This is a genomic window from Cupriavidus sp. USMAHM13 (assembly GCF_001854285.1).
In the GTDB taxonomy this organism is placed as follows: domain Bacteria; phylum Pseudomonadota; class Gammaproteobacteria; order Burkholderiales; family Burkholderiaceae; genus Cupriavidus; species Cupriavidus malaysiensis.
On the sequence record NZ_CP017751.1, the window covers coordinates 2016442 to 2042554 of the forward strand.

The following is a 26113-nucleotide window of genomic DNA, read 5'->3' on the forward strand; positions in this document are numbered from 1 at the left end:
GCCTGCGCGGCCCCCTTTCCGTGCCGTTCCTAAGGGTCTGGGCCGGCAGCGGGCCGTGAGCCTGTTTCAAAGGCCACCGGATGGTTCCGGTGGCTGTCCACCGGGCCGGCATGGCCCGGCCCGAAGGGTCAGAACTGCTCCCACTCCGCCTCGGCTCCGGCCCCGGCATTCGCCAGGCCGCGCGATGTCATCGGCGCGGCCAGGGTAGCGGGGGCGCGGGCTGCAGCGCTGGCTGCCGGCACGCTTGCGGCAGGCTTGGTGTCGGCCGGCGCAGCCCGGGTCGCGGTGGGGCGGACCGTTCGTGTGGCGCGCGCCGCCGATGCGGACGAGGCGGGCACCGCGTTGCTCTGCGCGGATGAGGCGGCGCCGGCGAGCTTGAACGCGCTTACCGTCTGTACCAGCTTGCTGGCCTGCTCCTGCATCGACTGCGAGGCGGCCGAGGCTTCTTCCACCAGGGCGGCGTTCTGCTGCGTCACCTCGTCGATCTGCGCGATGGCCTGGTTGACCTGCTCGATGCCCGAGGTCTGTTCCTGCGTGGCGGCGGTGATCTCGCCCATGATGTCGGTCACGCGGCGCACGCTTTCGACGATCTCGCCCATGGTGTCGCCGGCCTGTCCGACCAGCTGGCTGCCTTCGTCGACCTTCTGCACCGAACTCTCGATCAGGCCCTTGATCTCGCGCGCGGCGGCCGCACTGCGTTGCGCGAGCGTGCGCACCTCGCCGGCGACCACGGCGAAGCCGCGGCCCTGCTCGCCGGCCCGGGCGGCTTCCACGGCCGCGTTCAGGGCCAGGATATTGGTCTGGAAAGCGATGCTGTCGATCACGCCGATGATGTCGACGATCTTCTGCGAGGCATCGTGGATGGCGTGCATGGTGTCGACCACGCGGGCCACCACGGCACCGCCGCGGCTGGCCACGTCGGAAGCGGACAGCACCAGCTGATTGGCCTGGCGTGCGCTTTCCGCGTTCTGCTTGACAGTGGCTGTCAGCTGCTCCATCGACGCCGCCGTCTCTTCCAGCGAACTTGCCTGCTCTTCGGTGCGCGAAGACAGGTCCAGGTTGCCGGTGGCGATCTCCGCCGACGCGCTGCCGATCAACTCGGTGCCGCTGCGCACCTCGCCGACGATGCGCACCAGGCTTTCATTCATCTGCTTGAGCGCCTGCAGCAGCTGGCCGGTCTCGTCGCGGGAGTTCACCTCGATGCGGCTGCCGAGGTCGCCGCCGGCCACGGTCTGCGCGATGGCCACGGCCTGCTGCAGCGGACGCGAAACCAGCCGCGCCAGCCACAGCGCCAGGGCCAGGCCGAGCGCGACGCCGCCTACCAGCAGGCCGATGATCCAGGCGCGCGACGAGGCATAGCGGGTGTCGCTGTCAGCGGAGGCCTGGTTGGCGCCGGCCTCGTTGATGCGGACGATTTCCCCGATGCCAGCCTCCAGGCCGTTGAACCGCTCCAGGCCCTCGCCGCGCATGATGTCCATGGCCGCGTCGGCCTGGTCGGAGCGCGACAGCTCCAGTGCCTTCTGCATCAGCGCGTCGTAGGCGACCTGCTGCTTGTCGAAGGCCTCGTAGGCCTGCTTCTCCTGCTCGCTGGAGATCAGCGCGCGATAGGTTCGCTCGTCCTTCTGCAGCTTGTCGCGGATCTGGCCCATCAGGGCATCGTATTTCTGCTTGGTGGCCGCATCATGCGAGATGATGTGCTGGAGCACGCCGCTGCGCATGCGCGACAGGCCGTATTCGATCTCGCCGGCCGCGCGTATCGACGGCAGCCAGTTGGTGGCCATGTCGGTCGACGCCTGGTTGACCATGCCGAGCTGCAGAATCGAGAAGATGCCGAGCAGCGCGGTCAACGCCAGCAGGGAGACGAAGGCCAGCAGCAGCTTGTGCGCCAGCTTGAGGTTGCGAAACCAGTTCATGCAATTCACCAGCAGGTGGTTCAGTTGGGAAGGGCGTTGTCCTGGCTGAGCGAGGGCAGCGCTTGCCGGCGTCATGCGGCGTGCCGGCGAGGCGCAGGAGATCCCGCCCGGCAAGCGTTCGGCTTGCCAGCGCAGCGGTCTGGTCGGGGTGGGGGATCTGTCCTTCGGTCTGGGTGCTACTGCGCTGGCGCAGTCAGGTGATGACCCGACTAACGGCAGCGGAGGCCCGGAACTTGATGTCCGGATGTGAGGAATGCGAAAGAATCAGAAAGGGCGCAATGACAATCGCCGCTCCTTATGCATCGGCGGGAGCACGATTCCGCACAGGAGCGCTGTCACGGCCGCCTGCGCGAGGCATGGTCCGCCAATGCTGACCGTGCCGCCAACGGCTCCGGCAGGGGGCCACGCAAGCACGTCCCGGCGCCACCCAGGCCGCCGGGACGCGCCTGCCATACAGCCGCGTCAGCCTTCGCTGGTCCACTCCACCTGCGCGCCCAGGCTGCGCAGGTTCTCCACGAAGCGCGGATGGGCGCGGCGGATCGGCGTGGCATTGCGGATCTCGGAGCGGCCGTCGATGCTGGCGGCGACCATGAACAGGGCGATCGCCACGCGGATGATGTAGGGGCTCTCCACCACCGCCGGGGTGAGCGGGTTGCCGCCGAAGGTAATCAGGCGGTGAGGATCGGAGGAGAAGACATGGGCGCCGAACTTGGACAACTCGCCGGTCCAGCCCAGCGCGCCGTCGTAGACCTTGTTCCAGAACATCGCATTGCCCTGCGCACGCACGCCCAGGGCGATGAAGATCGGCAGCAGGTCGACCGGGAAATAGGGCCAGGGTGCGGCCTCGACCTTGGTCAGCACGTTGCTGGTGAAGGGCGTCTGCACCTGCAGCGGGCCCGAACGTGCCACGCGCGACCAGCCGTCCTCGTGCACGATGCCGATGCCGAACTTGGCGAAGGTGCGGTCGATCAGCGGGAAATTCTCCGGTGCGCTGTTGCGCACCACCACGTCGCCACCGGTGATGGCGCCCAGTGCCAGGAAGGTGGTGATCTCGTGGAAATCCTCGTCGAAGCGGAACTCGCCGCCGCCCAGCGGCTTGCCGCCATGCACCGTCAGGCGCGACGTGCCGATGCCCTCGATGTGTACGCCCAGCATGGTCATGAAGCGGCAGAACTCCTGCACATGCGGTTCGGAGGCGGCGTTGGTCAGCGTCGAGGTGCCGTGGGCCGCGGCCGCGCACAGCACGAAGTTTTCGGTGGTGGTGACCGAGGCGTAGTCGAGCCAGTGGTCGGTCGTGCGCAGGGCGCCTTCGCTGCGCACCAGCAGCGAGCCTTCGGCGCGCGTCACCTCGCCGCCGAACGAGCGGAAGATGTCGACGTGCGGGTCGATCTCGCGCACGCCGAGGGTGCAGCCCTTGACGTTGTCTTCCAGGCGCGCCACGCCGAAGCGGGCCAGCAGCGGCGGCACCAGCATGATCGACGAACGCATTTCCTCCGGCAGGCGGTGGCGCTGCGCGTCGAAGGTGGTGGCGCGGTGGTGCAGGTCCAGCGTGCCGGTCTCGCGGTCCCAATGGACGTCGCTGCCCAGCGTCGAGAAGATCTCCAGGATCTTGCGCACGTCCGTGATATCCGGCACGCCGTGCAAGCGTAGCGGCGCGTCGGTGAGCAGGGTGGCGCAAAGCACGGGGAGGACCGCGTTCTTGTTTGCCGAGGGGGTGATGCGGCCGCGGAGCGGGGCGCCGCCATGCACGATGAGATTGGACATGAGTCGGGGTGCGGGAAAACGGAGGGGCCGGTAACGGCGGGCCAATAAGGGCGGTCCGTATTGTACTGGGGACTGGCGGCCGCGTTTCCGAACCGAGAAGGCAAGCAGCGCGGCGGAGTGCGGGAACAGCCGCCTGGGGCGGCCAAGGTCTTGCCGGCGACACATTGTGCGGGTGCCTTGCCTGCCGCCTGCGGAAGTCTTTCGCTCGCGCGCGGCGCCGCCCATACTGAGACAAGAACGATGGCGGGAGAGGCTGAAATGGTCGAAGCAGCGTGGTGGCGGGGACGGGGCATGCTCATCGTGGTGCCAGCCTGCCTGTATCTGGCGGGGGCAGTCCTGCTGGCGGCGGGCATCATCGGTGCAAGCCTGGTGGATGCGATGCCCTGGCACGAGACCAGCTGGCAACTGGCCGGCGCCATGCCGGACACCAAGCTCTACGAGACCCGTCTGGAAAGCATCGGCGGCCGGGCGACCTTCCTGGCCGCGGAACTGACGCGCTGGCTGGGGGGCTTCTGCCATGGCAGGCCGCTTGCGATCGGCTTGCTGGCGGTCTGCGCCGGACTGGCGCTGGCGTGCTTCCTCGCGGCGCATCACCTGGTCCAGGCGCAACGGACCGGCGCACCGGCGGGGTGCCCCTGAGTGCTGCCGTTCGTCTGCCGTTCGTCGGCGCGGATGGTGCCGGCCGGCTTGATGCTTGTCAATTTCGCGCAAAGTCCGGCTGCTATCCTGCTCCGCAACAAAGGAGGGAGGAGGCCTGCATGCAAGAACGGACGCACCGCTACAAGGGGTTCACCATCCGGCTCGCCGTGCCTGACGCCATCGGCGTCGGAGACGGCCACGGCTGGGTGCGCATCACCGGCCCGGACGAGAGTGTCGGTGTGCGCTTCACGCCGGACTGGATGCAACTACCGATCACGATCCGAGAGATCGAAGCCTGCCTGCTGGCTTACGCGACGGGGCTGATCGACAGCGAACTCGCCGGCGGCTTCGGCGTCGACCTCGAAGTCGGCTAGCCAGGGCCGGGGCGCGCGCCGGCAACCTCGTCGAGGACGCGGGCCAGGCGGCAGACGGCGCCGTCCACGGCGTCTTCGGCCACGTTCGCGTAGCCGAAGACGAAGCCGTTGTATTGCGCCTGGGGCGTACCCGGCAACAGGTAGCGGCTGAGCGGGCGCAGCGCCAGCCCCCGTGCCGCCGCGGCGGCACTCACCGTGGTATCGGCCAGCGGCATCTCCAGGCGTGCGCTCAGGTGCATGCCGCCCGCGCTGGCGGAGACCGTCAAGCGCGTGCCCAGGTGGCGTGCCAGCGCGTCCTGCAGCGCATCGCGGCGCTGGGCGTAGAGGCGGCGCATGCGCCGCAGGTGGCTGGTGAATGCCCCGCTGTCGAGGAACTCGGCCAGTGCCAGCTGTTCGGCGACGTGTCCGCCCTGGGGGATGGCGCCGACGGTGCCGGCCAGCAGGGTGGCCAACTGTGGCGGCACCACCATGAAGCCGAGCCGCAGCGCCGGGAACAAGGTCTTGCTGAAGGTACCCAGGTAGATCACCGGCGCATCGGCCTCCAGGCCTTGCACGGCGGGGACCGGCATGCCGTCGCGGCGGAACTCGCTGTCGTAGTCGTCCTCGATGATCCAGGCACCGGCCGCGCGCGCCGCGGCGAGCAGCGCCAGCCGCCGCTCCAGGCTCAGCACCGAGCCGAGCGGATACTGGTGCGAGGGCGTGATGTAGACCAGTCGCGGGGGCACGCGCTGCCAATGTCCGGCCGGCGGCGCGAGCCCGTCGGCATCCACCGGGATCGATTCCAGGCGCAGGCTGGCCGATCGGAAGGCGGCGTGCGCGCCCGGATAGCCGGGATCCTCCACCCAGGCGGTGTCGCCGGCATCGGCCAGCAGGCGCGCGCACAGGTCCAGTCCCGATTGCGTACCGGCGGTGACGAAGACCTGCGCGGCTTCGCAGCGTACCCCGCGTGCCACGCGCAGGTACTCGGCGATGGCGTGGCGCAGCGCCGGCTGGCCGGCGGCCTGGCCTTGGCCCAGGTGGCGTGCCGACAGGCTGCGCCAGGCGCGCTCGATCGAGCGGCGCCAGCGCGCCAGCGGAAAGGCGTCCAGGGCCGGCACGCCAGGCACGAAGGGCAGCATTTCCCCGCTGTGCGGGTCCTCGCGCCCGAGGCCCGCGGCACGGCGCGACAGGCCCGGCGCCGTCGCGGCGCGGTCCGCCGCCAGCAGATTCGCGAGGCGGGGCGACGACAGGCCAAGCCGGGCCACGGAGGTGCCATGGCGGTCGCCGGCGATGTAGCCCTCCGAGGCCAGCCGCTCGTAGGCGTACAGCACAGAGTTGCGCGCCATGCCCAGTTCGGCGGCGAGCACACGCGACGCGGTCAGGCGCGCGCCCGGCGCCAGGCGGCCGTCGAGGATGGCGGCGCGCAGGCTTTCGTACAGCCGCCGTTGCCCCGACATGCGCTCGGGGTGGCTGGCGTGGCTGGTGGCGAGCAACAGACCGTAGTCCATGCGGTGGCTCCAGGAAACTGCGGGTTCGTGGTTCTAGCAATGGTGCCACGCTCTCATTATTCTGGCGATCCGATCTCCTCTTCTCACCCAGAAGGCATCCGTATGGCATCCACCGCGTCATCGCCCTCCGCCCTGAACCCGGCATCCGTTCCCGCCGCAGCCGAGGCGGCCCAGCCAGTCCGGCAGGCGCCGTCGGCGCGCACCCGCATCCGGCGCATGCCGGCGCGCGGCAGCTATGACACTGCCGAGCTGCATGCCATCCTGGATGACGCCTACCTGTGCCACGTCGCCTTTGCCGACGAAGCCGGCACGCATTGCATTCCCACCGCCTGCTGGCGCGCGGGCGACCATCTGTACATCCACGGCTCCAACGGCAGCCGCATGCTGAAGGTGGCCGCCGCCGGTACCCAGGTATGCGTCACCGTGACCCACCTGGACGGCCTGGTGCTGGCGCGCTCGGCTTTCCATCATTCGATGAACTACCGCTCGGCGGTGATCTACGGTGTGTTCGAAACCGTCGAGGAAGCGCACAAGGCCGCCGCGCTCGATGCCTTCGTCGAACATATCGCGCCGGGCCGCTCGCATGAGGTACGGCGCGGCGACCGCAACGAGCTTGGCGCCACCACGGTGCTGCGGCTGGCCCTGGACGAGTCGGTGACCAAGTGCCGCCGTGGCGGGCCCAAGGACGACGAGGCGGACATGGCAGTGCCGGCGTGGGCGGGCGTGCTGCCGATGGCGCTGCGCGGCGGCGCGCCGCAGCCCGATGGGGAGCAGGCCACGCTGCCTGCCTACGTGGGGCGCTGGGACGGGACGGTGGTGCCGGCGGGCAGAGCATCGCCGGACGGCACGGCCTGAGCGCTGGCGCGCGGGCCTCGCCGGCATTGAGATTTCGGTTGGCGGCGCCTATGCTCAGGAAGCGGCCGCGGCGGGCGAGAGACCTGCCTGTGCCGTCCATTCCGCATCCGGGAGAATCGAGATGAGAGCCAAGCTTGCCGCTTTGCCGGCCGTCTGCGCCGCCGCCTGCCTGAGTCTTGCACAGCCGGTGCTGGCCGCCGGCCCCAAGGACAGTCCCAATCCCGCGGACCGCTACGACTACAACTTGCGCAGCGGCAAGGGCGGGCCTGACGGCTCCGGCGGAAAGTTCGACCCCTACACCCAAGGTGCTAACAGCAGCACCAAGTCATCGCTGGCCGATGCGTCGGCGCCGCAGGCGAAGAAGAAGGCGGGCACGAAGTCCCACGGCAAGAAGGGCGCCAGGCAGCCGGCCAAGGCAAGCGAGGCCGGCGCCAGCTGACGCACCAGCGGCGCCGCCGGCGCCCCCGGCGCCTCAGAGCGACGGGCGTTCGCCGATCGACAACTGCAGTTGCACGGCTGCCGCCGCGAGGTCGGCGCGTGCCTGCAGGTAGGCCTGGTAGGTGTCGTCGGCGGAGCGCTGCGCGTCCAGCACTTCCAACAGCGAGGCGGAGCCGTGCCGGTAGGCGCGCCGTTTGCCGTCGAGCACGCGGTCGGCGTCCGGCAGCACTGACATGCGGTATTGTTCCGCGTTGTCGCGCGCGGCGAGGTAGGTGGCATGCGCGCTGCGCACCTCCGTCTGTGCGGTGAGCTCGGCGCCGCGCAGGTCCAGCATGGCCTGTGTGATGCGGGCCTCGGCCTGCTCCAGTTCACCGCGCTGCAGGCGCGAGAACGGCAGCGGAATCGAGACCGAGACGCTCAGCATGCGCGAGCGCGCCACGCCATCGCCCAGCGGCTGACCATCGTCTCCCAGCGTGCCGTTGACGCCGGGCGTCAGGTCGAGGCCGACGTGCACGCTCGGGTCGACCCAGCGGTTGGCGCGGGCCAGCGCCAGGTTGTCGTAGGCGTTCTCCAGCGCCGCGCGCGCGATGCGCACGGTGTCGCGCCGTTCCAGGGCCTGTGCCAGCAGGGCATCGAGCGCCGGTGGCACGGGCGGCAGGTGCTCGCAGTCGAGCGCCATGTCGCCGAAGGCTTCGGCGGTGGGCTTGCCGAGCGGGATGGCCAGCCGGATCTGCGCGCTGCTGGCGGCGGCGCGCGCGCTCTTGACCTCGGCGGCGAAGCGGTCGCGCTCCACGCGCGATTGCGCCAGTTCGAGGCCGCCGACGTCGCCGGCGCGTTGGCGTACCGCATTGGCGCGCGCGATTTCCGCCAGCGCCGCCAGCGAGGACTCCTGGCGCGCCAGCGCGGCGCGGCTGCGGCAGGCTTCCACGAAGGCCGCCGCGGCTTCGCTGTAGAGCCCGTTGCGGAAGCCTTCCACGCCGGCCTCGGTCAGGCGCAGGTTGGACCTGGCGGCCTGGATGCGGCGCGCGCGCTTACCGCCCAGTTCGATCGGCAGGTCCAGCCCCACCTCTTGGGTGCGGGGCGGCTTGGGCGATACGGCGCGGCTCATCTCGATATTGCTGACGCCGTAGGTGACGCTGGGATCGGGCCGTACGCCGGCGATGCTGATCTCCGCCTCGGCGCTGCGGATGGTCTGCTGCTGGGCGGCCAGGGCCGGATTGTGGCGCTCCACTGCGTCGAGGTACTCAGGGAAGCGCAGCCGGCCGGGACCGGGGGGCGCGACCGAAGGCGTCGGTGCGGACGCGGGCGCGTCGGCGGAGATCGGGCCTGCCGCTGCGGCGCTTGCCGCGCTGCTCACAGCGCCGGCCGCCGGCTGGGCGCCGGCATGGGCGGATGCGCTTGCCAGCCAGGCCAGCGCCAGCGTGGAAAAGGCGCTCGCCGCGCCGGCCAGCCGCCGCTGGGGCGGGAATGCAAGGAGTCGGGTCATCTGGGTTCCTCAGGCGCGTGGGGACGGGTCGGCGGCATGTCCGGCCGTGGGGTCCGGCGCCGCGGCCGCGGCGCGGCGTTCGGCGCGGGACTCGATCAGGAAGTAGAGCGCGGGCAGCAGTACCAGCGTCAGCAAGGTGGCGGTGCACAGCCCGCCCACCACCACCGTGGCGAGCGGGCGCTGCACATCGCTGCCCAGGCCGGTGGCCAGCATCGCCGGCGTCAGGCCGAGCGCGGCGACGGTGGCGGTCATCAGCACCGGGCGCATGCGGCTGGCCGCGCCTTCGAGCACGGCCGCGCGCAGCGTGGCGCCGCGCTGGGCGCGCAGCCGGTTGATCTGCGCGATCATCAGCACGCCATTGAGCACCGCCACGCCGAACAGGGCGATGAAGCCGACCGCGCTCGACACATTGAGCGTCATGCCGCGCAGCTGCAGCGCGGCGAGGCCGCCCAGCATGGCCAGCGGCACGGCCAGCAGCACCAGCGCCGGCTGACGCAGATTGCGGAATTCGGCGAACAGCAGCACGAACATCAGTGCGAGCGTCATCGGCAGGATCAGCGCGAGGCGTGCCTGCGCGCGGTTCAGGTTCTCGAACTGTCCACCCCATTCGATCTGCACGCGGCGGCCGTCGACCGGCACCGCCTGCGCGATCGCGGCCTGTGCCTCGCGCAGGAAGCCGGACAGGTCGCGCCCGCGTACATTGAGCCGCACGATGATGTGGCGCCGTCCCATTTCGCGCACGATCACGCTTTCGCCCGCGCTGGTGCGGATGGTGGCCACCTCGGCCAGCGGGATCTGGGCGCCGTTGGCGGCGCTGAGCATCAGCTCGCCGATGGCGTCCGGGCGGTTGCGTGCGGCGGACGGGAAACGCACCGTCATGTCATAGCTCTTCTCACCGACATAGAGTTGTCCGATGGGGGCGCCGCCGATGCCGGTGGAGACCAGCGTGGCCACGTCGGCGGCATTGATGCCGTGGCGGGCGGCCGCGGCGCGGTCCAGTTCGATCTTCAGGTTGGGCAGCGGCGGCTCGACATCGACGGCCACGTCGGCCGCGCCGTGCACGCCGCGCAGCGTGCCGGCCACGCGGCCCGCCACGCTGCGCGCCTCGGCGAGGTCGTCGGCGAAGACCTTGACGACCAGATCGCTGTGCGCGCCGGACAGCTTGTCCTGCACGCCGTCGATCATCGGCTGCATGAAGGCGACCGAGTAGCCGGGCATCTGCGCGTAGCGTGCCGCCAGGCGCCCGATCAGCTTCTGCTTGTCCATGCCGGCCGGCCACTCGCGATAGGGCTTCAGGCCGACGCTGGCTTCGATATGCGAGGGCGTCCAGTAGTCGGTGCCGTCATCGTTGCGGCCGGTCTGCGTGACCACGTAGGACACCTCGGGGAACTCGCGCGTGACGCGGCGCAGTTCGTCGGCCATCCCGGCCGCGCGTTCCAGCGTGATGCCGGGTGGCATCTGTACCTGCAGCCACAGCGAGCCTTCGTCGAGGTAGGGCAGGAAATCGCGGCCGGTGGTCAGTCCCAGTACGGCCAGTCCGGCCAGCGCGGCGGCACAGGCGGCCGCCACCCAGCGCCGGCCTCCGACGCTGCGCGCCAGGAAGGCCTGGTAGTGCCGGCCGAGCCAGTCGAGCACCGGATTGTGGAAGACCGGACGCGGCTTGCGGAAGGCCAGCCAGGCGAGGCCTGGGACCAGCGTCAGCGCGACCAGCAATGCTCCGCCCAGGGCGGCACCCACCGCGTAGGCCATGGGCGCGAACAGCTTGTACTCGATGCGCTCGAAGGAGAACAGCGGCAGGTAGGCGGCGACGATCACCAGCATGCCGAAGCACATCGGCCGCGCCACCTGCAGCGTGGCCGCAATGGCATCGGCGGGTGTCAGCGGCAGGTCCTGCTGGCGCTCGCGCCGGCGCAGCATGTTCTCCACCAGCACCACGGCGCCGTCGACCAGGATGCCGAAGTCGATCGCTCCCAGGCTGAGCAGGTTGGCCGGGATATGGAAGTGCCGCATGAAGATGAAGGCGATCAGCAGCGCCAGCGGGATCGTCAGTGCCACGATCAGCGCCGCGCGCGGGCTGCCCAGGCACAGCAGCAGGACCACGGCGACCAGCACCATGCCCTCGGTCAAGGTCATGCCGACCGTGCGCATGGTGGCCTCGATCAGGTGGCTGCGGTCGAGATAGGGCACCAGCTTGACATCGGGCGGCAGCAGCTTGCCGTTCAGGTCGGCCACGGCGGCGTGGATGCCGGCGAGCGCCTGGGCCGCGTTGTAGTCCTTGAGCAGCAGCACGATGCCGGAGACGGCATCTGCCTGCCCGTCCTTGCCGAGGATGCCGCGCCGCTCGACGTTGCCGTAGCGCAGCGTGCCGAGGTCCTTGACCAGCACCGGGGTGCCATCCTTGCTGGTGACCACCACGTTGCCCATGTCCTGCAGCGAGTGCAGCAGGCCGACGCCGCGCACCACGTAGGACTGTTCGCCGCGGTCCATCACGCCGCCGCCGGCATTGGCATTGTTGGCGTTGAGTGCTTCGGTTACCTGCGCCAGGGTCAGGTGGTACTGGTTGAGCCTGGCCGGGTCCAGTTCGAGCAGGAACTGGGTGGTGAGGCCGCCGAAGTTGGTCACGTCGACCACGCCGGCTACCTTCTTCAAGCGCGGGATCACGGTCCAGGCCTGCAGGTTGGACAATTCGCGCAGGTCGCGCGTGGGCGATTCCAGCGTGTAGCGGTAGACCTCGCCAATGGGTGAGGTGTAGGGGTCGAGGCCGGGTTTGGCGTCGTAGGGCAGGTCCACTTCGGCCAGGCGTTCCTGCAGGCGCTGGCGTGCCCAGTAGCCTTCGGTGCCGTCCTCGAACACCACCGTGACCAGCGACAGCCCGAACAGGCTGCGCGTGCGCAGCACGTGCATGCCGGGCGTGGCCAGCAAGGCGCGTTCGAGCGGAATGGTGATCTGCTGTTCGACCTCCTCGGCTGCCAGGCCGGGCACCTGGGTGACGATCTGCGAGGTCACGTCGGCGATGTCGGGGTAGGCTTCCACGGGGAGCTGGCGCCAGCTGGCCAGGCCGTACAGCGCGACCAGGGCGAACACCAGCCAGACGATGCCGCGGCGGTGGAAGCAGAGGGTGACGAGGCGGTCAATCATTGAGCAGCACTCCGTTCTTCACCACCACCCGCTCGCCGGCGCGCAGGCCGTCGAGCACCTCGGCCATGCCGTCGACCACGTCGCCGGTGCGCACTGTGCGCGCGGCGTAGCGGAACTCGCCGTGCTCGACCATCACCTTGGTGTAGAGGCCGTCCTGCAGCAGGGCCGACACGGGCACCACCAGGGTCTGGCGCGAACGGCCGCTGAAGGTCACGCGCGCAAACATGCCGGGGCGCAGGCGGCCGTCGCGGTTGGCCATGGCGACGCGGACCTTGACCGTGCGCGTGTCGGCGTCGAGGGTCTCGCCCGCATAGCGCACTTCGCCGCTCGCCGGCTCGCCGGGGTAGGCATTGAGGTCGATGCGGGCGCGCTGGCCGACGAAGACGGCGGCGATGTCCTTCTCCGGCACGTTGGCGGCCAGGTAGACGGTGGACAGGTCGGCCACGGTCATCAGCGGCGCATTGGTGTCGTTCCAGTAGCCGCCCGGCGCGCCGTCCAGGGCGATCACGCGGCCGCTGATCGGGGCGCGTATCACGAGCTGGCGGCGTGCGCGCGGGTCGTTGCCGCTGCTGGCGTCGAGCTGGGCCAGGCGGGCCGCGGTGGCTTCGGCTTCGTGGCTGGCCTGGGCATGCGCCAGTTCGGCCTGCTCCAGGTCCTTGCGTGCGGCGATTTCCTCGGCATACAGCGTGCGCTGGCGTTCCAGCTCGAGCCGGGTTTCCTGCAGGGCGGCGCGCGCCTTGCCGGCCTCGGCCTGCGCGCTGCTCAGCTCGGCCGAGTCGAGGGTGACCAGCGGCTCGCCCTGGCGCACGGCGTCGCCGAGGCCGGCGTGCAGCTGCAGGATGCGGCCGGGCAGCGGCGGGGCGATGCGGACCAGGCGCGCGGGATCGGCTTCGATCACGCCCGGCACGGGGATCTGCCGCGCGATCTCCTGCGTGCGGACGGTGTCGACGACCAGCCGGCCGCGCAGCGGCGAGCCGGGCGGCAGGGTGATCTGGCTGCCTTCGAGGATCTTGTCGGTGGCGCTCCGGGACGGAGGTTCCGCTGTCTTGGCCTGGGCCGGGCCGGAGGGTTCGCAGGCGGCCAGCAGCCAGGGGGCGGTGCAGGCGGTGGCCAGGGCGAGCAGGCGCCGCCGGCGCAAGTTGGGGTACGGCATGGGTTCTCCTGGGCGCGGCGATCGAGCGCCGCCACGCATGTCGGGATGCGGTTCGGTGAAGTGGGGCGGCAGCGCGGGCAGGCGGCATCGAGGCCGCTTGGCGTGGCAGGGACGAGCGCAATCCCCAGCGGGCCGGCGGCCGCTGGCCGGACGGGTCTCTGGAGGGAGCAGGCTGTGTCGTGCGAAGCGCTGCGCGCGGAGGGGCGCGGCGCCGAAGGGGCGGGGATTCCAGGCGGGCAGGCCCTGCGGGGCGGGGCTGCGCTCAGGCGGGAATGGCCGTGCGGGTCCGGTGGGGCCGATCCGCCGGCATCAAGGCTCGGGACGGAGGATCAGGCGGGGCCGGGCGCGCCGCACCTTCGGCGCAAGGGATGGCAACTAGGGTCGGGGTCCATGGGGTCTCCTGGTGAGGCCAGCGTGGCGCCGGTGCGGATCAGTGCGTGGTGGCGGCCAGCGCGCGCGCGGGCTGCGGCACGGTTTCCCAGCGCACCGAGCGCACCAGCGGCGTGAAACCCAGCACCTGCACCAGCCGGACCATGGCGGCACGGGCGTCCTGGGGGCACTGCAGCAGTACGCGGACTTCGGTCAGCTCGCGCTGCGCGAGGCTGCGCGCGTGGAGGCTGCGCAGCGTCATCTGGTTGGCGTCGAGCTCGTCGAGGATCTGCTGTGCGATGCGGCGCTCGCCGGCGTCGCGGCACAGCACCACGACCTGGAACAGTTGCGACGCGGGCATCGCTGGCGGCGGGCAGGCGCCGGCGGCGGCCGCGGCCGTGGCGGCAGGGGTGGCGGGCATCAGCTTGTGGAGAAAGCGCATGGCGTGCTCCCTTTGTTGCAATCGGTAAGGCGGATAGCGCGGGCACGGCCCGGGCTGCTATGGCCTTTCGCTCCGGAGGGCGAGGCGCGGGATGCCGTCCGCTGGCCGCCGGGTCGCCGCGCGCTGGCAAGCGGCGACCGTGCGTTGCCATTGGCAACGCGGGACAGGCGCGTCGAGCCGGCCGTCAGGCTGGCGGACACACGGACGATGAGACGGTATTCGAGGCGAGGGGCCGGCCGGGAGGGCTGGCGGGAAGACACCGCTACCTGGAGGGATCAGGCGCGGAAGAGAGAAGAGATTCCGTACCTGTCAGGCAGCGATGCCGATGCGCGATCGACTACTGTCACTGGTTGCAGAGCCCACGGAAATTCCCTTGGATGAAAAGACGGGCGGAGTGTAAGAGTCATGAGGCGCCATGTCAACCCGAACGGGTCGCTTGGCGCATCTTGTTGCAATTGCCACGGCGCGCGCCGCCGCAGCGGCTGCGCGCGCCAGCGGTGCGGCGCCGTCAGGCGGCAGGCTTGGCGTTGTCCAGCGAGAACGGCGACAGCAGGCGCACCATCTGCGCGAAGGCCTTGGGGTTGCCGGCCAGCACTTCACCTTGTTCCATGTGGCGCGATTCGCCAGCGTAGTTGCCGACCAGGCCGCCGGCCTCGGTCACCAGCAGCATGCCCGCGGCCATGTCCCAGGGCTTCAGGCCGGTCTCGAAGAAGCCGTCGAGGCGGCCGCAGGCCACGTAGGCCAGGTCCAGCGCGGCCGCGCCCGGGCGGCGCAGGCCGGCGCAGCTGCGCGTCATCAGCGCGAAGATCTCCAGGTACTCGTCCAGGCCTTCCATGTCGCGGAAAGGGAAGCCGGTGCCGACCAGGCAGTCGGCCAGCTTGTCGCGGCGGGTCACGCGGATGCGGCGGTTGTTGAGGAAGGCGCCGGCGCCCTTGGTGGCGGTGAACAGCTCGTCGCGGGCAGGATCGTAGACCACGGCCTGGGCGGGCACGCCCTTGTGCAACTGGGCGATGGAAACGGCGTACTGCGGAAAGCCGTGGATGAAGTTGGTGGTGCCGTCGAGGGGATCGATGACCCAGGTGTATTCGCTGGTTTCCTCGCCGTCGGTCCAGGACTGGCCGGACTCTTCCGCTAGAATGGCGTGTTCCGGGTAGGCGGTGCGGATGACCTCGATGATCGCGGCCTCAGCCGCGCGGTCCACCTCGGTAACGAAATCGTTGTGCTGTTTGCGCGAGACACGCAGCAGGTCGACGTCCATCGACGCGCGGTTGATGATGGTACCTGCCTTGCGGGCCGCCTTGACGGCGATATTGAGCATCGGGTGCATGAATCTCTCCAAGCCGGCACGGACCGGGCGCGCGATGGCGCGCTGCACGGCTGGCGGCTGACAACACAACGGATTGTAGAAGAACGGTGGTGCGCCGCTTCCGGGTGCTGTAGAAAGCACAAGGCCGGGGCCACGCCCAAGAGGAATCGCACATTGTATAACAAGCCGGCAAATCAGACGAGCCAGACGGGGAGTCGCCTGGACCAGCCAAGTGGGCGCGCTACGGAGCAGGAAGGCTTCGCCCGGGTGCGTTTCGTCCTCGTCGAGACCAGCCACCCCGGCAACGTCGGCTCGGTGGCTCGCGCGCTCAAGACCATGGGGTTCGGCACGGTACCGGGCAGCCTGGTGCTGGTGCGTCCGCGCGAGCCCGGCGTGCGTGAGCATGCCGAGGCCGTGGCGATGGCCAGCGGCGCCGACGACGTGCTCGCCGGCGCCTGCCTCGTCGACGACGTCGAGCAGGCCCTGGCTGGCACCGCGCTGGCGGTGGCTATGACCGCGCGCCAGCGCGAATTCGGTCCGCCGCGGCTGCTGCCGCGCGCCGCGGTGGCGCAGGGGCGTCTCTGCCTGGATGCCGCCGCCGGCGCCTCGATCGCCTTCGTTTTCGGCAATGAGCGATTCGGCCTGCCCAACGAGGTGGTCGAGCGCTGCTCGGCCGTGACCCATATTCCCGCCAACCCCGCCTACGCTTCGCTCAATCTCGCCCAGGCGGTGCAGCTGGTGGCCTACGAGATGCGCCTGGCCCTGCTGGAGGGGGCGCCGGCGCCGGAGGCGGGGATCGGCTATGCTGGAGAGCCCGCCACCGCCGAGCAGGTCGAGGCCATGTTCGGGCACCTGCAGTCGGGCCTGGAAGCCATCGGTTTTCTCGATCCCGCGCACCCGCGCAAGCTCATGTCGCGGCTGCGCCGCCTGCTGGCCCGCACCGGGTTGGAGCGCGAGGAAGTCAACATCCTGCGCGGCGTCGCCAAGCATATGCTGCTGGCCGCGCAGGACGACCGGGGCGGCCGGGACGACCGCCCGGACGGCGGTACGGACGGGCAGGCAGGCTGACCATCGACAGGAGCGGCGAGCGGTGACGGAGATTCCGGCCTTCTACATGCGCAGCGGTGCCGGCAAGGGCGTGTTCTTGCTGGAGGACGACCTGCCCCAGGACGGCGCGGCGCGCGATGCCTTGCTGCTGCGCTTGCTGGCCGCACCGGGAGTCGCCGCGGGGGATGCCGACGGCCTCGAGGGCCGCGTGGCGCTGATGCGCGCCGCGCGCCGAGCCGGCTGCGACGTGGAGTGCCGCATCGGAGCGGTCGCCACCCAGGTGGCGCGCATGGACTGGTCGGGCGAGGACAGTGGCGAAGAAGCTGGCGGGCCCGCGGCCGAATTGCCGGCCGCGGCCGGAGCCTTTGCCATCTGGCGCGGTTTCGTGCCGGCGCGCGACGGCATCACCACGGTACGGATCTGGCTGCGCAACACCGGGCGCGTCGTGCTCGCGCACGTGCCTTGCACCAACGGCCATCCGCTCGAACCGTGCTCCGCACACGAGGGCGGGGGCGGGGACGGCGCGGCAGATCCTGCCGCCACGATCGAACTCGACTATTTTGCGCCGGCCGCACCGCCGCCCGCCGCGGCGGTGCGGCGTGTCACCGTGCGCTCCGGTGCCCGCCGCCTGCTCAGCGGGCTGGTGCACGTGCCGGAGCGATGTTGACGGTCCGGGCCCGGCGGCTTGCCGCCGGCAAAGTCCATGACGGCATCAGGGCAGCAAATCTCTTACACTCCTGATCCCGTTCCCACCGGCCAATGACCATGCCGGCGACCGCGCGATCCGCTTCCGGACGGGCGCGGCGCACGGCATGGCACCACGACACGACACGATGTTCACTCGTCTGAAGGAAGATATCGACGCCATCATGCTGCGCGATCCCGCTGCGCGCAGCCGCCTCGAAGTCCTGACCTGCTACCCCGGCTTCCACGCGGTCATGTTCCACCGCTTCGCGCACGGCTGCTGGAACGCGGGCTTGCGCTGGCTGGGCCGCTGGATCTCGCACTGGTCCCGCTTCCTGACCGGGATCGAGATCCATCCCGGCGCCACCATCGGCCGGCGCGTCTTCATCGACCACGGCATGGGCGTGGTCATCGGGGAGACCGCCGAGGTCGGCGACGACTGCACCATCTACCAGGGCGTGACCCTGGGCGGTACTTCGCTCTACAAGGGCCAGAAGCGCCATCCGACGCTCGGCGCCAACGTGGTCGTCAGCGCCGGCGCCAAGGTGCTGGGCGGCTTCACTGTCGGCGACGGCGCGCGCGTCGGCTCGAATGCCGTGGTGCTCAAGCCGGTGCCGCCGGGTGCGACGGCGGTCGGCGTGCCGGCACGCATCATCCTGCCGGACGCGCCGCCGCAGCAGCAGGCCGCGAAGCAGGAGTTCTCCGCCTATGGCATCACGCCCAATGCGGACGATCCGGTGTCGCTGGCGCTGAAGAGCCTGATCGACAACGCGGCCCGCCAGCATGAGCGCATCGAGGCGGTACTGGCGGCGCTGGATCGGCTCGGCGAGCACCTGGAGAAGACACCCAACGAAAGCTTCGATGCCAGCGACTTGCGCAAGCTCCTGAAATAGGGCACCTCCGCCACCGCGTCCACGCGGCGGCGGGGCTCGCTTGTTCGCCGCGCGGGCCTATGATGTGGCTGTCGCCGGCGCGTTCCGGCGTTTCTGCCAAGGAGCATCGCCATGCCATCGTCCCCCAGGTACTGGTTCCCTGCCAAGCGTTACGGATGGGGCTGGGGCCTGCCTACGTGCTGGCAGGGCTGGTTGGTGTATGCCGTATATGCGCTCCTGGTCGGCATGGCTGTTGCCTGCTTCCCGCCGCACACCCGGCCGGGCGCCTTCATCGGCAGCCAGCTGACGCTCTGCGCGCTGCTGCTCGCTATCTGCTGGCGCAAAGGGGAGCCGCCGCGCTGGCGCTGGGGTGACGATTGAACACGTGGCGGCGGGTGGCCGGCCGCGCGGGGGGCGATCGCTCCTGCAACGCCGGTTCGACTGAGCCGGCGGCCACGGCCGCTCAGTCGTCCAGGGGTACCGTACGGAAACCGGAGTCGTCGAGTTGCAAGGCCGCCGCGCGTGGCGGGCCGCCGTGCGCGCCGTCGAGATCCCAGTCGGTCAGGACCCAACGCTCGCCGGTGCTTTCCAGGTGGCGTGCGGGCCGGTGCGTGTGGCCGTGTACCAGCAGGTCCGTGCCGCTCGCGCGCATCAGCCCGGCCACGGCCTGCGGCGCGACGTCGCCATAGTTGCGCGGCTGCTGGGGCCGCGCGCGGCCGGCTTCGCTGTCGGCGCGCAGGCGGCGCGCCACTGACAGCCTCGCCGCTAGTGGCAGCGCCAGGAAGGCGCGCTGCACCCAGCGGTTGCGCGTCAGGCGCCGGAAGCGCATATAGCGTGCGTCGTCGGTGCAGAGCATGTCGCCATGGCTGAGCAGCACGCGCCGGCCGGCGCAGCGGATCACGGTGGGATCGGGCAGCAACGTGGCACCGGCCGCGGCGGCGAAGCGCTCGCCGAGCAGGAAGTCGCGGTTGCCGTGCATCAGGTAAACGGCCACGCCGCCTGTCGCCAGCGTGCGCAGTGCGGCGGCCACGCCGGCCGCGAAGGGCGTGCCGGTCTCGTCGTCGCCGATCCAGAATTCGAAGAAATCGCCGAGGATGAACAGGGCGTGTGCCTGCATTGCCGCGCGTTCCAGCGCGCGTTCGAAGGCCGCCAGCGTGCGGGGCATGGCGGGCGTCAGGTGCAGGTCGGAAATGAACCACGCCGGCGCGGGCACCTGGAGTTCAGGCACGCCGGACGCCGGCGGGGCAGGGGGGGCGGTCATGGTCGCGGGGCGCACTTGGCCGCAGCAGCCGGCACGGACCCGCGGCCCGCGCCGGTGCGTGAGGCATTACTCGACGATGGTGGCCTTCTCGATGATCACGTCTTCGAGCGGCACGTCCTGGTGGAAGCCGGAGCTGCCGGTGCGCACGCCCTTGATCTTTTCGACCACCTCGGTGCCTTCGACCACCTTGCCGAACACGGCATAGCCGAAGCCTTGCGGCGTCGGCGACGAGAAGTTCAGGAAGTCGTTGTCGACCACGTTGATGAAGAACTGGGCGGTTGCCGAGTGGGGCGCGTTGGTGCGTGCCATGGCGACCGTGTAGCGGTCGTTCTTCAGGCCGTTGCCGGCTTCGTTGTCGATCGGCGCGTCGGTGCCCTTCTGCTTCATGCCGGGCTCAAAGCCGCCGCCCTGGATCATGAAGTTCTTGATCACGCGGTGGAAGATGGTGTTGTCGTAGTGGCCCTTGCGCACGTACGACAGGAAGTTCTCCACCGTCTTGGGAGCCTTCTCGGCATCGAGTTCGAGCGTGATCACGCCTTCGCTGGTTTGGAGCTGAACCTTGGACATCTGCTTTCCTTTCTCTGGGTCAATGCCTACTGGACGATGCTGGCCGACTGGATCACGATCGGCGTGGCCGGCACATTGCGCATCGGCCCGTAGGCGGTAGTCGGGGCGACCTTGATGCGATCGATGGTATCCATGCCATCGATCACCTTGCCGAAGACAGCGTAGCCGTTGCCGTCCGGTGCCGGATAGTCGAGGTTGGGATTATCTACCACATTGACGAAGAACTGCGCGGTGGCGGAGTTCGGGTCGCTGGTGCGTGCCATGGCGATGGTGCCGGCCTTGTTCTTCAAGCCGTTGCGCGCTTCGAGCGGGATCGGCGCGCGCGTCGGCTTCTCGTTCATCTCGCGGTCGAAGCCGCCACCCTGGATCATGAAGCCATTGATCACGCGGTGGAAGATGGTGCCCGCATAGAAGCCGCTCTTGACGTACTCCAGGAAGTTGGCGACCGTCTTCGGCGCCGCGTCCGGGTAGACCTCGACGGTGAACTTGCCGGCACTGGTGGTGAACTGCACCCGCTCGGCCTTGGGCTTGGCCGCCGGCGCGGACTGCGCCAGCGCGGCCAGCGGGCTCAGGGCGAGGGCGCCGGCCAGCATGCCGGCGATGGCGAGGCGTCTGGAAAGGGACATGACGGACTCCTTGGGTGACGAGGGGAATGCCGCGCGGTCGCCCAGCGCGGCGCGCCGCAGCGGCCTGGCGCGAAGCGGGGGGGGGCGCGGCCGGGTGGATCTCAGCGCGCTGCCGGGGACGAGGCCGGGTTCGCTCCTGCGGCGGGTTTGGCCGCGGCAGGTGCGGCGGGCGCTGCCGCCTGACGCAACTGGCCGAGGGCGGCGCTGGCGCGCGCATCACCCGGGCTGCGGCGCAGCGCGTCGGCGTAGGCCTGTTCCGCCAGGCGGCGATAGACGTCGCCCAGGTTGGTGTAGGCCACGGCAAAAGCCGGATTGACGTCGATCGCCAGCAGCAACTCGGCCTCGGCCCGCTTCAACTCGCCGCGCCGGGCATACAGCAGCGCCAGGTTGTTGTGCGGTTCCGGCAACTCGGGAAAGTCCTGGGCAATCTCCGCGAAGGCGCGCTCGGCGTCCTGCTCGCGGCCGCCCTGGGCCAGCGCCCAGGCGCGCTCGAAGCGCGCCTGCACGTTGCGTGGATTGGCCGCCAGCACGCGGTCGAACTGCTCCACGGCCTGGGCGTAATGCTTCTGGCTCACGGCCTTCTCGGCGTCGGCCATGCCCGGGTCGGCGGAGCGCACCGGGGTGGAGGCCGCCGGCGCGGCCAGGGACATGGGCATCTGGGCCTGGGCCAGGCAAGGCAGGCCGGCCAGCAGCACGGCAGCGGTTGCCGCGGCGGCGCCGCGGCGGGCCCGAAGCCGCGCGGCCGCGAATTCGAGGGAGGGCAGGAGCAGGCTCATTTTCGGGCGGTCCGTTATACTCGGCGGCATTCTAGCAAAGCGTGGACGGGCGGTACGCGCTCGGCCGCCCCGCGGCGACCGCCAGGCGCGCTTCCGGTAAGATATGGGACGCGCCAGTCTTGCGCTGGAGCAAGCGCCGGCTCGGCTGGAAGTGATTCAATCAGTGATCCGTACTGCAGTACGCGCCCGGCCAGGCGGCACACCGTCGGCGTGCTTCCCCCATCATTCACTTCGTTTCATGCATTCATTGAATATCTACAACACGCTCGCGCGTGCCAAGCAGCCCTTCGTGCCCATCGAACCCGGCAAGGTCCGCATGTATGTCTGCGGCATGACGGTGTACGACTACTGTCACGTGGGTCATGCGCGGGCCATGGTGATATTCGACATGGTGCAGCGCTGGCTGCGCACCATCGGCTATGAAGTGACCTATGTGCAGAACATCACGGACATCGACGACAAGATCATCCGCCGCGCCGCCGAGAACGGCGAGACCATCGGCGCGCTGACCGAGCGCTTCATCGATGCCCTGCACGAGGACGCGGCGGCACTTGGCGTGCAGCGCCCCGACCACGAGCCGCGCGCCACCCAGTACGTGCCGCAGATGCTCAACCTGATCGACAAGCTCGAGCAGAACGGACTGGTGTACCAGGCCGCGGACGGCGACGTGAATTTCTCGGTGCGCAAGTTCCCCGGCTATGGCAGGCTTTCCGGCAAGTCGATCGAAGACCTGCGCGCGGGAGAGCGCGTCAGCACCAACGAGGCCAAGCAGGATCCGCTCGACTTCGTGCTGTGGAAGTCTGCCAAGGCCAGCGAGCCGGACGAGAGCAAGTGGGATTCGCGCTGGGGTCGCGGGCGTCCAGGCTGGCATATCGAGTGCTCGGCCATGAGCTGCACGCTGCTGGGCGAGCATTTCGACATCCACGGCGGCGGCGCCGACCTGCAGTTCCCGCACCACGAGAACGAGGTCGCGCAGTCCGAGGGCGCCAGCGGCAAGCCCTTCGTCAACTACTGGATGCACAACGGCCACGTGCGCGTGAACGACGAGAAGATGTCGAAGTCGCTCGGCAACTTCTTCACCATCCGCGACGTGCTGAAGGCCTACGATTCCGAGGTGGTGCGCTTCTTCATCCTGCGCGCCCACTACCGCAGTCCGCTGAACTACGGCGAGGCCCATCTCGACGATGCGCGCCACGCCCTGACCCGTCTTTACACGGCCCTGAAGGATGCACAGGCCGACGGCGAGCCGCTCGACTGGAACGAAGCCCATGCGCAGCGCTTCCGCGAGGCCATGTGCGACGACTTCAATACCCCGATCGCGTTCTCGGTGCTGTTCGACCTCGCCGGCGAAGTCAACCGTACCGCTTCGCCCGCCGCCGCGCGCCAGCTCAAGGCGCTGGCCGGCACCCTGGGCCTGTTGCAGCGCGACCCGCATGCCTTCCTGCAAGCGGGCAGCACCTCCGACGGACTGGACGCGACGCAGATCGAGGCCGGCATCGCCGCGCGCAAGGCCGCCAAGGCCGAGCGCAACTTCGCCGAGGCCGACCGCATCCGTGCGGAACTGCTGGCGGCCGGCGTGGTGCTGGAAGACAAGCCGGGTGGCGTGACCGAATGGAGGCGTGCTTGAACGCTGTCGCGCGCAAGACGCCCGCCGCCGCCAGCGCGGCCAAGGCTGCGCCGGCCCGCGCCGGCAAGGCTGCCGGCGTGGCCAAGGCGGACGGCAAGGGCGGCGCCGTGCCGCTGCCGGTCGACAGCGACGTCGAGGTCGTGCGCCCCGCCTACTGGGACGAGGCCTGCGCCGACCTGATGAAGCGTGACCGCATCCTGCGCAAGATGATTCCCACCTATGGCCCGGGCCACCTGGTCGCGCGCGGGGACCCGTTCATCACGTTGGCACGCTCGGTGGTGGGGCAGCAGATTTCGGTCAAGTCCGCGCAGGCGGCCTGGGAGCGGCTCGTCGTCGCCTGTCCCAAGCTGACGCCGGCACAGCTGGTCAAGGCCGGCACCGAGAAACTGGCCGCCTGCGGCCTGTCCCGGCGCAAGGCCGAGTACATCATCGACCTGGCCGAGCATTTCAAGGCCGGCCGCGTGCATGTCAACCAATGGGCGGAGATGGACGACGAGGCGGTGATCGCGGAGTTGACGCAGATCCGCGGCATCGGCCGCTGGACCGCGGAGATGTTCCTGATGTTCAACCTGATGCGGCCCAACGTACTGCCGCTCGACGACATCGGCCTGATCAACGCGATCTCGACGAATTACTTCAGCGGCGAGCCGGTCACACGCAGCGAGGCGCGCGAGGTCGCGGCCAATTGGGAGCCGTGGCGGACGGTGGCCACCTGGTATATGTGGCGCAGCCTGGATCCGCTTCCGGTGACGTATTAGTTTCTTCTCGCGAAGATTTTGCGAGAAAGTGTCGCCGGCGATGTCTGCCGGCGGATAAGATCGGGGGTAAATTCCGGTAGAATGCGCCCCTTCACAGACAGGTACATGTGCCTTCATGAAAACCACCTTCCTGGATTTTGAGCAGCCGATCGCCGAACTCGAGGCGAAGATCGAGGAACTGCGCTTCGTGCAGGACGACTCGGCCGTCGATATTTCCGAAGAGATTTCGCGGCTGGCCGGCAAGAGCCAGCAGCTCACCAAGGACATCTACGCGAACCTGAGCCCCTGGCAGGTCGCGCAGATCGCCCGCCACCCGCAACGTCCGTACACGCTGGACTACGTGCGGGAAATCTTCACCGACTTCCACGAACTGCACGGTGACCGTGCTTTCGCCGACGACCTGTCCATCGTCGGTGGCCTGGCCCGCTTCAACGGGCAGGCGTGCATGGTCCTCGGCCACCAGAAGGGCCGCGACACCAAGGAGCGCGCGCTGCGCAACTTCGGCATGTCCAAGCCCGAGGGCTACCGCAAGGCCAAGCGCTTGATGGAACTCGCCGACAAGTTCGGCCTGCCCATCTTCACCTTCGTCGACACCCCGGGCGCGTTCCCCGGCATCGACGCGGAAGAGCGCGGCCAGTCCGAGGCCATCGGCCACAACCTGTATGTGATGGCCGGCCTGAAGGTGCCCCTGATCGCCACCATCATCGGCGAAGGCGGCTCGGGCGGCGCGCTGGCCATCGCGGTGGGCGACGTGGTGCAGATGCTGCAGTTCGCCACCTATGCGGTGATCTCGCCCGAGGGCTGCGCTTCCATCCTGTGGAAGACCGCCGAGAAGGCCCCCGAGGCCGCCGAGGCGCTGGGCCTGACCGCGCACCGCCTGAAGGCGCTTGGCCTGATCGACAGGATCGTCAACGAGCCGCTGGGCGGCGCCCATCGCGACCCGAAGGGCATGGCCGCGATGCTCAAGCGCTCGCTCGCCGATGCGCTGCGCCAGTTCCAGGGCATGGGCGTGAAGGAACTGCAGGCACGGCGCCACGAGCGCCTGCTGGCCTATGGCAAGTTCAAGGAAACCGGCGCCCGCGAGTGATCCCTCCGCGCGCCTGACCGACAAGGTCGCACAGTCCCTGCGGGGCGGTGCGGCCTTTGTTGTTTCTGGCGGTGCGGCGGGAGCCGTTGCGGTGGCGCTGTCGGGCGGGCGCGATTCGGTGGCGCTGCTGCATGCCGCGCGCGCGGCGCTTGCCGACGGCGCGCTGCCGGCGCGGCTGGTGGCGCTGCACGTGCACCACGGCCTGCAGGCACAGGCCGACCAGTGGGATGCCTTCTGTGCGGACCTGTGCGCGCGCTGGCAGGTCGGCTACTTCGTGCGCCGCGCGGTGGTGCGGCCGCTGGCCGGCGAAGGGTTGGAGGCGGCGGCGCGCCGCGCGCGCTATGCGGCGCTGGCAGACATGTGCCGCGACGCCGGGGCCGGCCTGCTGCTGTTCGCCCACCACCTCGACGACCAGGTCGAAACGGTGCTGCTGCGCTTGTTCCGCGGCACCGGCGTGGCCGGGATGGCCGGCATGCCGGCGGCCAGGCGGCTCGCGCCCGGGTCCGACGTGCTGCTGCTGCGTCCCTGGCTGGACGAGGGCAGGGAAGCCATCGATGCCTACTGCGCGGCGCATGCCTTGCCCTGGGTCGAGGATCCCACCAACGCCGACCCGCGCTTCGCGCGCAATGCGCTGCGCGGCCGCATGCCGGACCTGCTGGCGGCCTTCCCCGCGCTGCGCGCCAATGTCGCTCAGGCGGCCGCGCACTTCGCCCAGGCCGGTGCCCTGCTGGACCAGCTTGCCGCCGAGCGGCTGGCGCGGCTGGCCGGCCCGGGTCGCGACGCGGACACGCTGGCCGAGCTGGACCTGGACGGGCTCCGGGCCTTGCCGGAAGGCCAGGCCGATGCGGTGCTGCGCTTGTGGCTGCGCGAACTCGGCATGCACGCGCCGTCGACAGCGCGGTTGGCGGCGATGCGCACGCAGTTGCTCGACCATGCCGGAGGCGAGCCGGCACTCCATCATCAGGACCTCGTCCTGCGCCGCTTCCAGGGCCGGGTGCTGGCATGCCGCGCGCGCACGCTGCCGGCGCAGGCAACGGTGACGCTGGCCTGGCACGGTGAGGCCAGCCTGGCGGTGCCGGCCTGGCAGGGCGCGCTCCATTTCACGCGCGACGATACCTTCGGCGTGCCGGAGGCGGTGCTGCGCCAGCCGCTTGCGCTGGCTCCCCGGCGTGGCGGCGAACGCATCGTGCTGCGGCCGGGCGGCCGCGCGCGGGCGCTCAAGCAGGCCTACCAGGAGGCCGGCGTACCGGCCTGGCGCCGCACCGCGCTGCCGCTGCTGTGGGCCGGGGATACGCTGGTGCTGGCCGCCGGGCTCGGCATGCACCGGCGCTGGCCGGACGCCGGGACGGGAGCGCGCTGGCGCGTCGAGTGGGTGGAGCAGGGCGGCGACGAGGCCTGGGTGAGGCCTGGATGAAGCCTGGACGAGGCCTGGACGAGGAAGCTC

At 70.1% G+C, this 26113-nt stretch carries 24 protein-coding genes; 12 read left to right on the forward strand and 12 right to left on the reverse strand.

Annotation, left to right across the window (positions count from 1 at the left end; all coding sequences use genetic code 11):
- Nucleotides 1-128: 128 nt before the first annotated feature.
- On the reverse strand, nt 129-1913 hold the full coding sequence (locus tag BKK81_RS36810) for a methyl-accepting chemotaxis protein (RefSeq protein WP_083384018.1): 1785 nt from the start codon (nt 1911-1913) through the stop codon (nt 129-131).
- Between the two features lie 462 nt (nt 1914-2375).
- Entirely contained in the window at nt 2376-3677 is a 1302-nt protein-coding gene (locus tag BKK81_RS08875; protein WP_071012170.1) for a UDP-N-acetylglucosamine 1-carboxyvinyltransferase, read from the reverse strand.
- A 258-nt stretch (nt 3678-3935) separates the two neighbouring features.
- Between BKK81_RS08875 and BKK81_RS08880 the strand changes: the two genes are divergently transcribed.
- Together BKK81_RS08880 and BKK81_RS08885 are read left to right on the forward strand one after the other, a co-directional pair.
- Nucleotides 3936-4316 carry a hypothetical protein gene (locus tag BKK81_RS08880; RefSeq protein WP_071012171.1) on the forward strand — a complete coding sequence of 127 codons (381 nt, stop codon included), beginning with the start codon at nt 3936-3938 and terminating at the stop codon, nt 4314-4316.
- A 119-nt stretch (nt 4317-4435) separates the two neighbouring features.
- On the forward strand, nt 4436-4690 hold the full coding sequence (locus BKK81_RS08885; protein WP_071012172.1) for a hypothetical protein: 255 nt from the start codon (nt 4436-4438) through the stop codon (nt 4688-4690).
- On the opposite strand, the gene pdxR is transcribed toward BKK81_RS08885, so the two are convergent.
- A complete protein-coding gene (gene pdxR, locus BKK81_RS08890) occupies nt 4687-6177 on the reverse strand; it encodes a MocR-like pyridoxine biosynthesis transcription factor PdxR (RefSeq protein WP_071012174.1) in 1491 nt (496 codons plus the stop codon). The genes BKK81_RS08885 and pdxR overlap by 4 nt on opposite strands.
- A gap of 102 nt (nt 6178-6279) precedes the next feature.
- Here pdxR and BKK81_RS08895 point away from each other — a divergent pair, with 102 nt between their 5' ends.
- Both BKK81_RS08895 and BKK81_RS08900 read left to right on the forward strand, forming a co-directional pair.
- Nucleotides 6280-7032, forward strand: a complete 753-nt coding sequence (locus tag BKK81_RS08895) for a pyridoxamine 5'-phosphate oxidase family protein (protein ID WP_071012176.1) — start codon at nt 6280-6282, stop codon at nt 7030-7032.
- Nucleotides 7033-7153: 121 nt separating this feature from the next.
- A complete protein-coding gene (locus BKK81_RS08900; RefSeq protein ID WP_071012177.1) occupies nt 7154-7471 on the forward strand; it encodes a hypothetical protein in 318 nt (105 codons plus the stop codon).
- 33 nt (nt 7472-7504) lie between these two features.
- Here the strand turns inward: BKK81_RS08900 and BKK81_RS08905 are convergent, their stop codons facing one another.
- The 5 genes from BKK81_RS08905 to BKK81_RS08925 all read right to left on the reverse strand — a co-directional run bounded on the left by BKK81_RS08905 (nt 7505) and on the right by BKK81_RS08925 (nt 15385).
- On the reverse strand, nt 7505-8956 hold the full coding sequence (locus BKK81_RS08905; RefSeq protein WP_083384021.1) for a TolC family protein: 1452 nt from the start codon (nt 8954-8956) through the stop codon (nt 7505-7507).
- A gap of 9 nt (nt 8957-8965) precedes the next feature.
- Nucleotides 8966-12094 (reverse strand): efflux RND transporter permease subunit, encoded by a 3129-nt coding sequence (locus tag BKK81_RS08910; protein WP_071012182.1) that lies wholly within the window; start codon nt 12092-12094, stop codon nt 8966-8968.
- Nucleotides 12087-13247 carry an efflux RND transporter periplasmic adaptor subunit gene (locus tag BKK81_RS08915; RefSeq protein WP_071012183.1) on the reverse strand — a complete coding sequence of 387 codons (1161 nt, stop codon included), beginning with the start codon at nt 13245-13247 and terminating at the stop codon, nt 12087-12089. The genes BKK81_RS08910 and BKK81_RS08915 overlap by 8 nt, the downstream gene beginning before the upstream one ends.
- Nucleotides 13248-13677: 430 nt before the next feature.
- Complete coding sequence (locus BKK81_RS08920) at nt 13678-14058, reverse strand: hypothetical protein (RefSeq protein WP_071012185.1); 381 nt, start codon at nt 14056-14058, stop codon at nt 13678-13680.
- A gap of 508 nt (nt 14059-14566) precedes the next feature.
- Complete coding sequence (locus BKK81_RS08925) at nt 14567-15385, reverse strand: inositol monophosphatase family protein (protein WP_071012187.1); 819 nt, start codon at nt 15383-15385, stop codon at nt 14567-14569.
- A 153-nt stretch (nt 15386-15538) separates the two neighbouring features.
- Between BKK81_RS08925 and BKK81_RS08930 the strand changes: the two genes are divergently transcribed.
- From BKK81_RS08930 to BKK81_RS08945, 4 genes are all read left to right on the forward strand, one after another.
- Complete coding sequence (locus BKK81_RS08930) at nt 15539-16432, forward strand: RNA methyltransferase (RefSeq protein WP_071012188.1); 894 nt, start codon at nt 15539-15541, stop codon at nt 16430-16432.
- A gap of 22 nt (nt 16433-16454) precedes the next feature.
- The gene (locus BKK81_RS08935) at nt 16455-17078 is read left to right on the forward strand and encodes a PrpF domain-containing protein (RefSeq protein ID WP_071012190.1); all 624 of its coding nucleotides are present in this window, start codon (nt 16455-16457) and stop codon (nt 17076-17078) included.
- Nucleotides 17079-17244: 166 nt separating this feature from the next.
- Complete coding sequence (cysE, locus tag BKK81_RS08940) at nt 17245-17988, forward strand: serine O-acetyltransferase (protein ID WP_071012191.1); 744 nt, start codon at nt 17245-17247, stop codon at nt 17986-17988.
- Between the two features lie 111 nt (nt 17989-18099).
- Nucleotides 18100-18348 (forward strand): hypothetical protein, encoded by a 249-nt coding sequence (locus BKK81_RS08945; RefSeq protein ID WP_071012193.1) that lies wholly within the window; start codon nt 18100-18102, stop codon nt 18346-18348.
- 82 nt (nt 18349-18430) lie between these two features.
- Here BKK81_RS08945 and BKK81_RS08950 read toward each other — a convergent pair whose 3' ends face one another.
- From BKK81_RS08950 to BKK81_RS08965, 4 genes are all read right to left on the reverse strand, one after another.
- Nucleotides 18431-19228 (reverse strand): UDP-2,3-diacylglucosamine diphosphatase, encoded by a 798-nt coding sequence (locus BKK81_RS08950; protein WP_071012195.1) that lies wholly within the window; start codon nt 19226-19228, stop codon nt 18431-18433.
- A gap of 66 nt (nt 19229-19294) precedes the next feature.
- A complete protein-coding gene (locus BKK81_RS08955; protein ID WP_071012197.1) occupies nt 19295-19795 on the reverse strand; it encodes a peptidylprolyl isomerase in 501 nt (166 codons plus the stop codon).
- Nucleotides 19796-19821: 26 nt separating this feature from the next.
- Nucleotides 19822-20421, reverse strand: coding sequence for a peptidylprolyl isomerase (locus BKK81_RS08960; RefSeq protein ID WP_071012198.1), 600 nt, complete (start codon nt 20419-20421; stop codon nt 19822-19824).
- A gap of 101 nt (nt 20422-20522) precedes the next feature.
- On the reverse strand, nt 20523-21197 hold the full coding sequence (locus BKK81_RS08965; RefSeq protein ID WP_071012200.1) for a tetratricopeptide repeat protein: 675 nt from the start codon (nt 21195-21197) through the stop codon (nt 20523-20525).
- 238 nt (nt 21198-21435) lie between these two features.
- Between BKK81_RS08965 and cysS the strand changes: the two genes are divergently transcribed.
- From cysS to tilS, 4 genes are all read left to right on the forward strand, one after another.
- On the forward strand, nt 21436-22824 hold the full coding sequence (gene cysS, locus BKK81_RS08970; protein ID WP_071012201.1) for a cysteine--tRNA ligase: 1389 nt from the start codon (nt 21436-21438) through the stop codon (nt 22822-22824).
- The gene (locus BKK81_RS08975) at nt 22809-23582 is read left to right on the forward strand and encodes a DNA-3-methyladenine glycosylase family protein (RefSeq protein WP_083384022.1); all 774 of its coding nucleotides are present in this window, start codon (nt 22809-22811) and stop codon (nt 23580-23582) included. Before cysS ends, BKK81_RS08975 begins: the two co-directional genes overlap by 16 nt.
- A 115-nt stretch (nt 23583-23697) precedes the next feature.
- Entirely contained in the window at nt 23698-24669 is a 972-nt protein-coding gene (locus tag BKK81_RS08980) for an acetyl-CoA carboxylase carboxyltransferase subunit alpha (protein WP_071012203.1), read from the forward strand.
- On the forward strand, nt 24635-26083 hold the full coding sequence (tilS, locus tag BKK81_RS08985) for a tRNA lysidine(34) synthetase TilS (protein ID WP_197523953.1): 1449 nt from the start codon (nt 24635-24637) through the stop codon (nt 26081-26083). Before BKK81_RS08980 ends, tilS begins: the two co-directional genes overlap by 35 nt.
- The last annotated feature ends 30 nt before the right edge of the window (nt 26084-26113 follow it).

Coding starts and splice junctions, on each gene's coding strand:
- BKK81_RS08885 (WP_071012172.1), top strand. CDS start 4,436: ATGCAAGAACGGACGCACCGCTACAAGGGGTTCACCATCCGGCTCGCC.
- BKK81_RS08945 (WP_071012193.1), top strand. CDS start 18,100: ATGCCATCGTCCCCCAGGTACTGGTTCCCTGCCAAGCGTTACGGATGG.
- BKK81_RS08950 (WP_071012195.1), bottom strand. CDS start 19,228: ATGACCGCCCCCCCTGCCCCGCCGGCGTCCGGCGTGCCTGAACTCCAG.
- cysS (WP_071012201.1), top strand. CDS start 21,436: ATGCATTCATTGAATATCTACAACACGCTCGCGCGTGCCAAGCAGCCC.
- BKK81_RS08965 (WP_071012200.1), bottom strand. CDS start 21,197: ATGAGCCTGCTCCTGCCCTCCCTCGAATTCGCGGCCGCGCGGCTTCGG.
- BKK81_RS08975 (WP_083384022.1), top strand. CDS start 22,809: ATGGAGGCGTGCTTGAACGCTGTCGCGCGCAAGACGCCCGCCGCCGCC.
- BKK81_RS08955 (WP_071012197.1), bottom strand. CDS start 19,795: ATGTCCAAGGTTCAGCTCCAAACCAGCGAAGGCGTGATCACGCTCGAA.
- pdxR (WP_071012174.1), bottom strand. CDS start 6,177: ATGGACTACGGTCTGTTGCTCGCCACCAGCCACGCCAGCCACCCCGAG.
- cysE (WP_071012191.1), top strand. CDS start 17,245: ATGTTCACTCGTCTGAAGGAAGATATCGACGCCATCATGCTGCGCGAT.
- BKK81_RS08900 (WP_071012177.1), top strand. CDS start 7,154: ATGAGAGCCAAGCTTGCCGCTTTGCCGGCCGTCTGCGCCGCCGCCTGC.
- BKK81_RS08875 (WP_071012170.1), bottom strand. CDS start 3,677: ATGTCCAATCTCATCGTGCATGGCGGCGCCCCGCTCCGCGGCCGCATC.
- BKK81_RS08960 (WP_071012198.1), bottom strand. CDS start 20,421: ATGTCCCTTTCCAGACGCCTCGCCATCGCCGGCATGCTGGCCGGCGCC.
- BKK81_RS08915 (WP_071012183.1), bottom strand. CDS start 13,247: ATGCCGTACCCCAACTTGCGCCGGCGGCGCCTGCTCGCCCTGGCCACC.
- tilS (WP_197523953.1), top strand. CDS start 24,635: ATGGCAAGTTCAAGGAAACCGGCGCCCGCGAGTGATCCCTCCGCGCGC.
- BKK81_RS08920 (WP_071012185.1), bottom strand. CDS start 14,058: ATGCGCTTTCTCCACAAGCTGATGCCCGCCACCCCTGCCGCCACGGCC.
- BKK81_RS08905 (WP_083384021.1), bottom strand. CDS start 8,956: ATGACCCGACTCCTTGCATTCCCGCCCCAGCGGCGGCTGGCCGGCGCG.
- BKK81_RS08925 (WP_071012187.1), bottom strand. CDS start 15,385: ATGCACCCGATGCTCAATATCGCCGTCAAGGCGGCCCGCAAGGCAGGT.
- BKK81_RS08895 (WP_071012176.1), top strand. CDS start 6,280: ATGGCATCCACCGCGTCATCGCCCTCCGCCCTGAACCCGGCATCCGTT.
- BKK81_RS36810 (WP_083384018.1), bottom strand. CDS start 1,913: ATGAACTGGTTTCGCAACCTCAAGCTGGCGCACAAGCTGCTGCTGGCC.
- BKK81_RS08980 (WP_071012203.1), top strand. CDS start 23,698: ATGAAAACCACCTTCCTGGATTTTGAGCAGCCGATCGCCGAACTCGAG.
- BKK81_RS08880 (WP_071012171.1), top strand. CDS start 3,936: ATGGTCGAAGCAGCGTGGTGGCGGGGACGGGGCATGCTCATCGTGGTG.
- BKK81_RS08910 (WP_071012182.1), bottom strand. CDS start 12,094: ATGATTGACCGCCTCGTCACCCTCTGCTTCCACCGCCGCGGCATCGTC.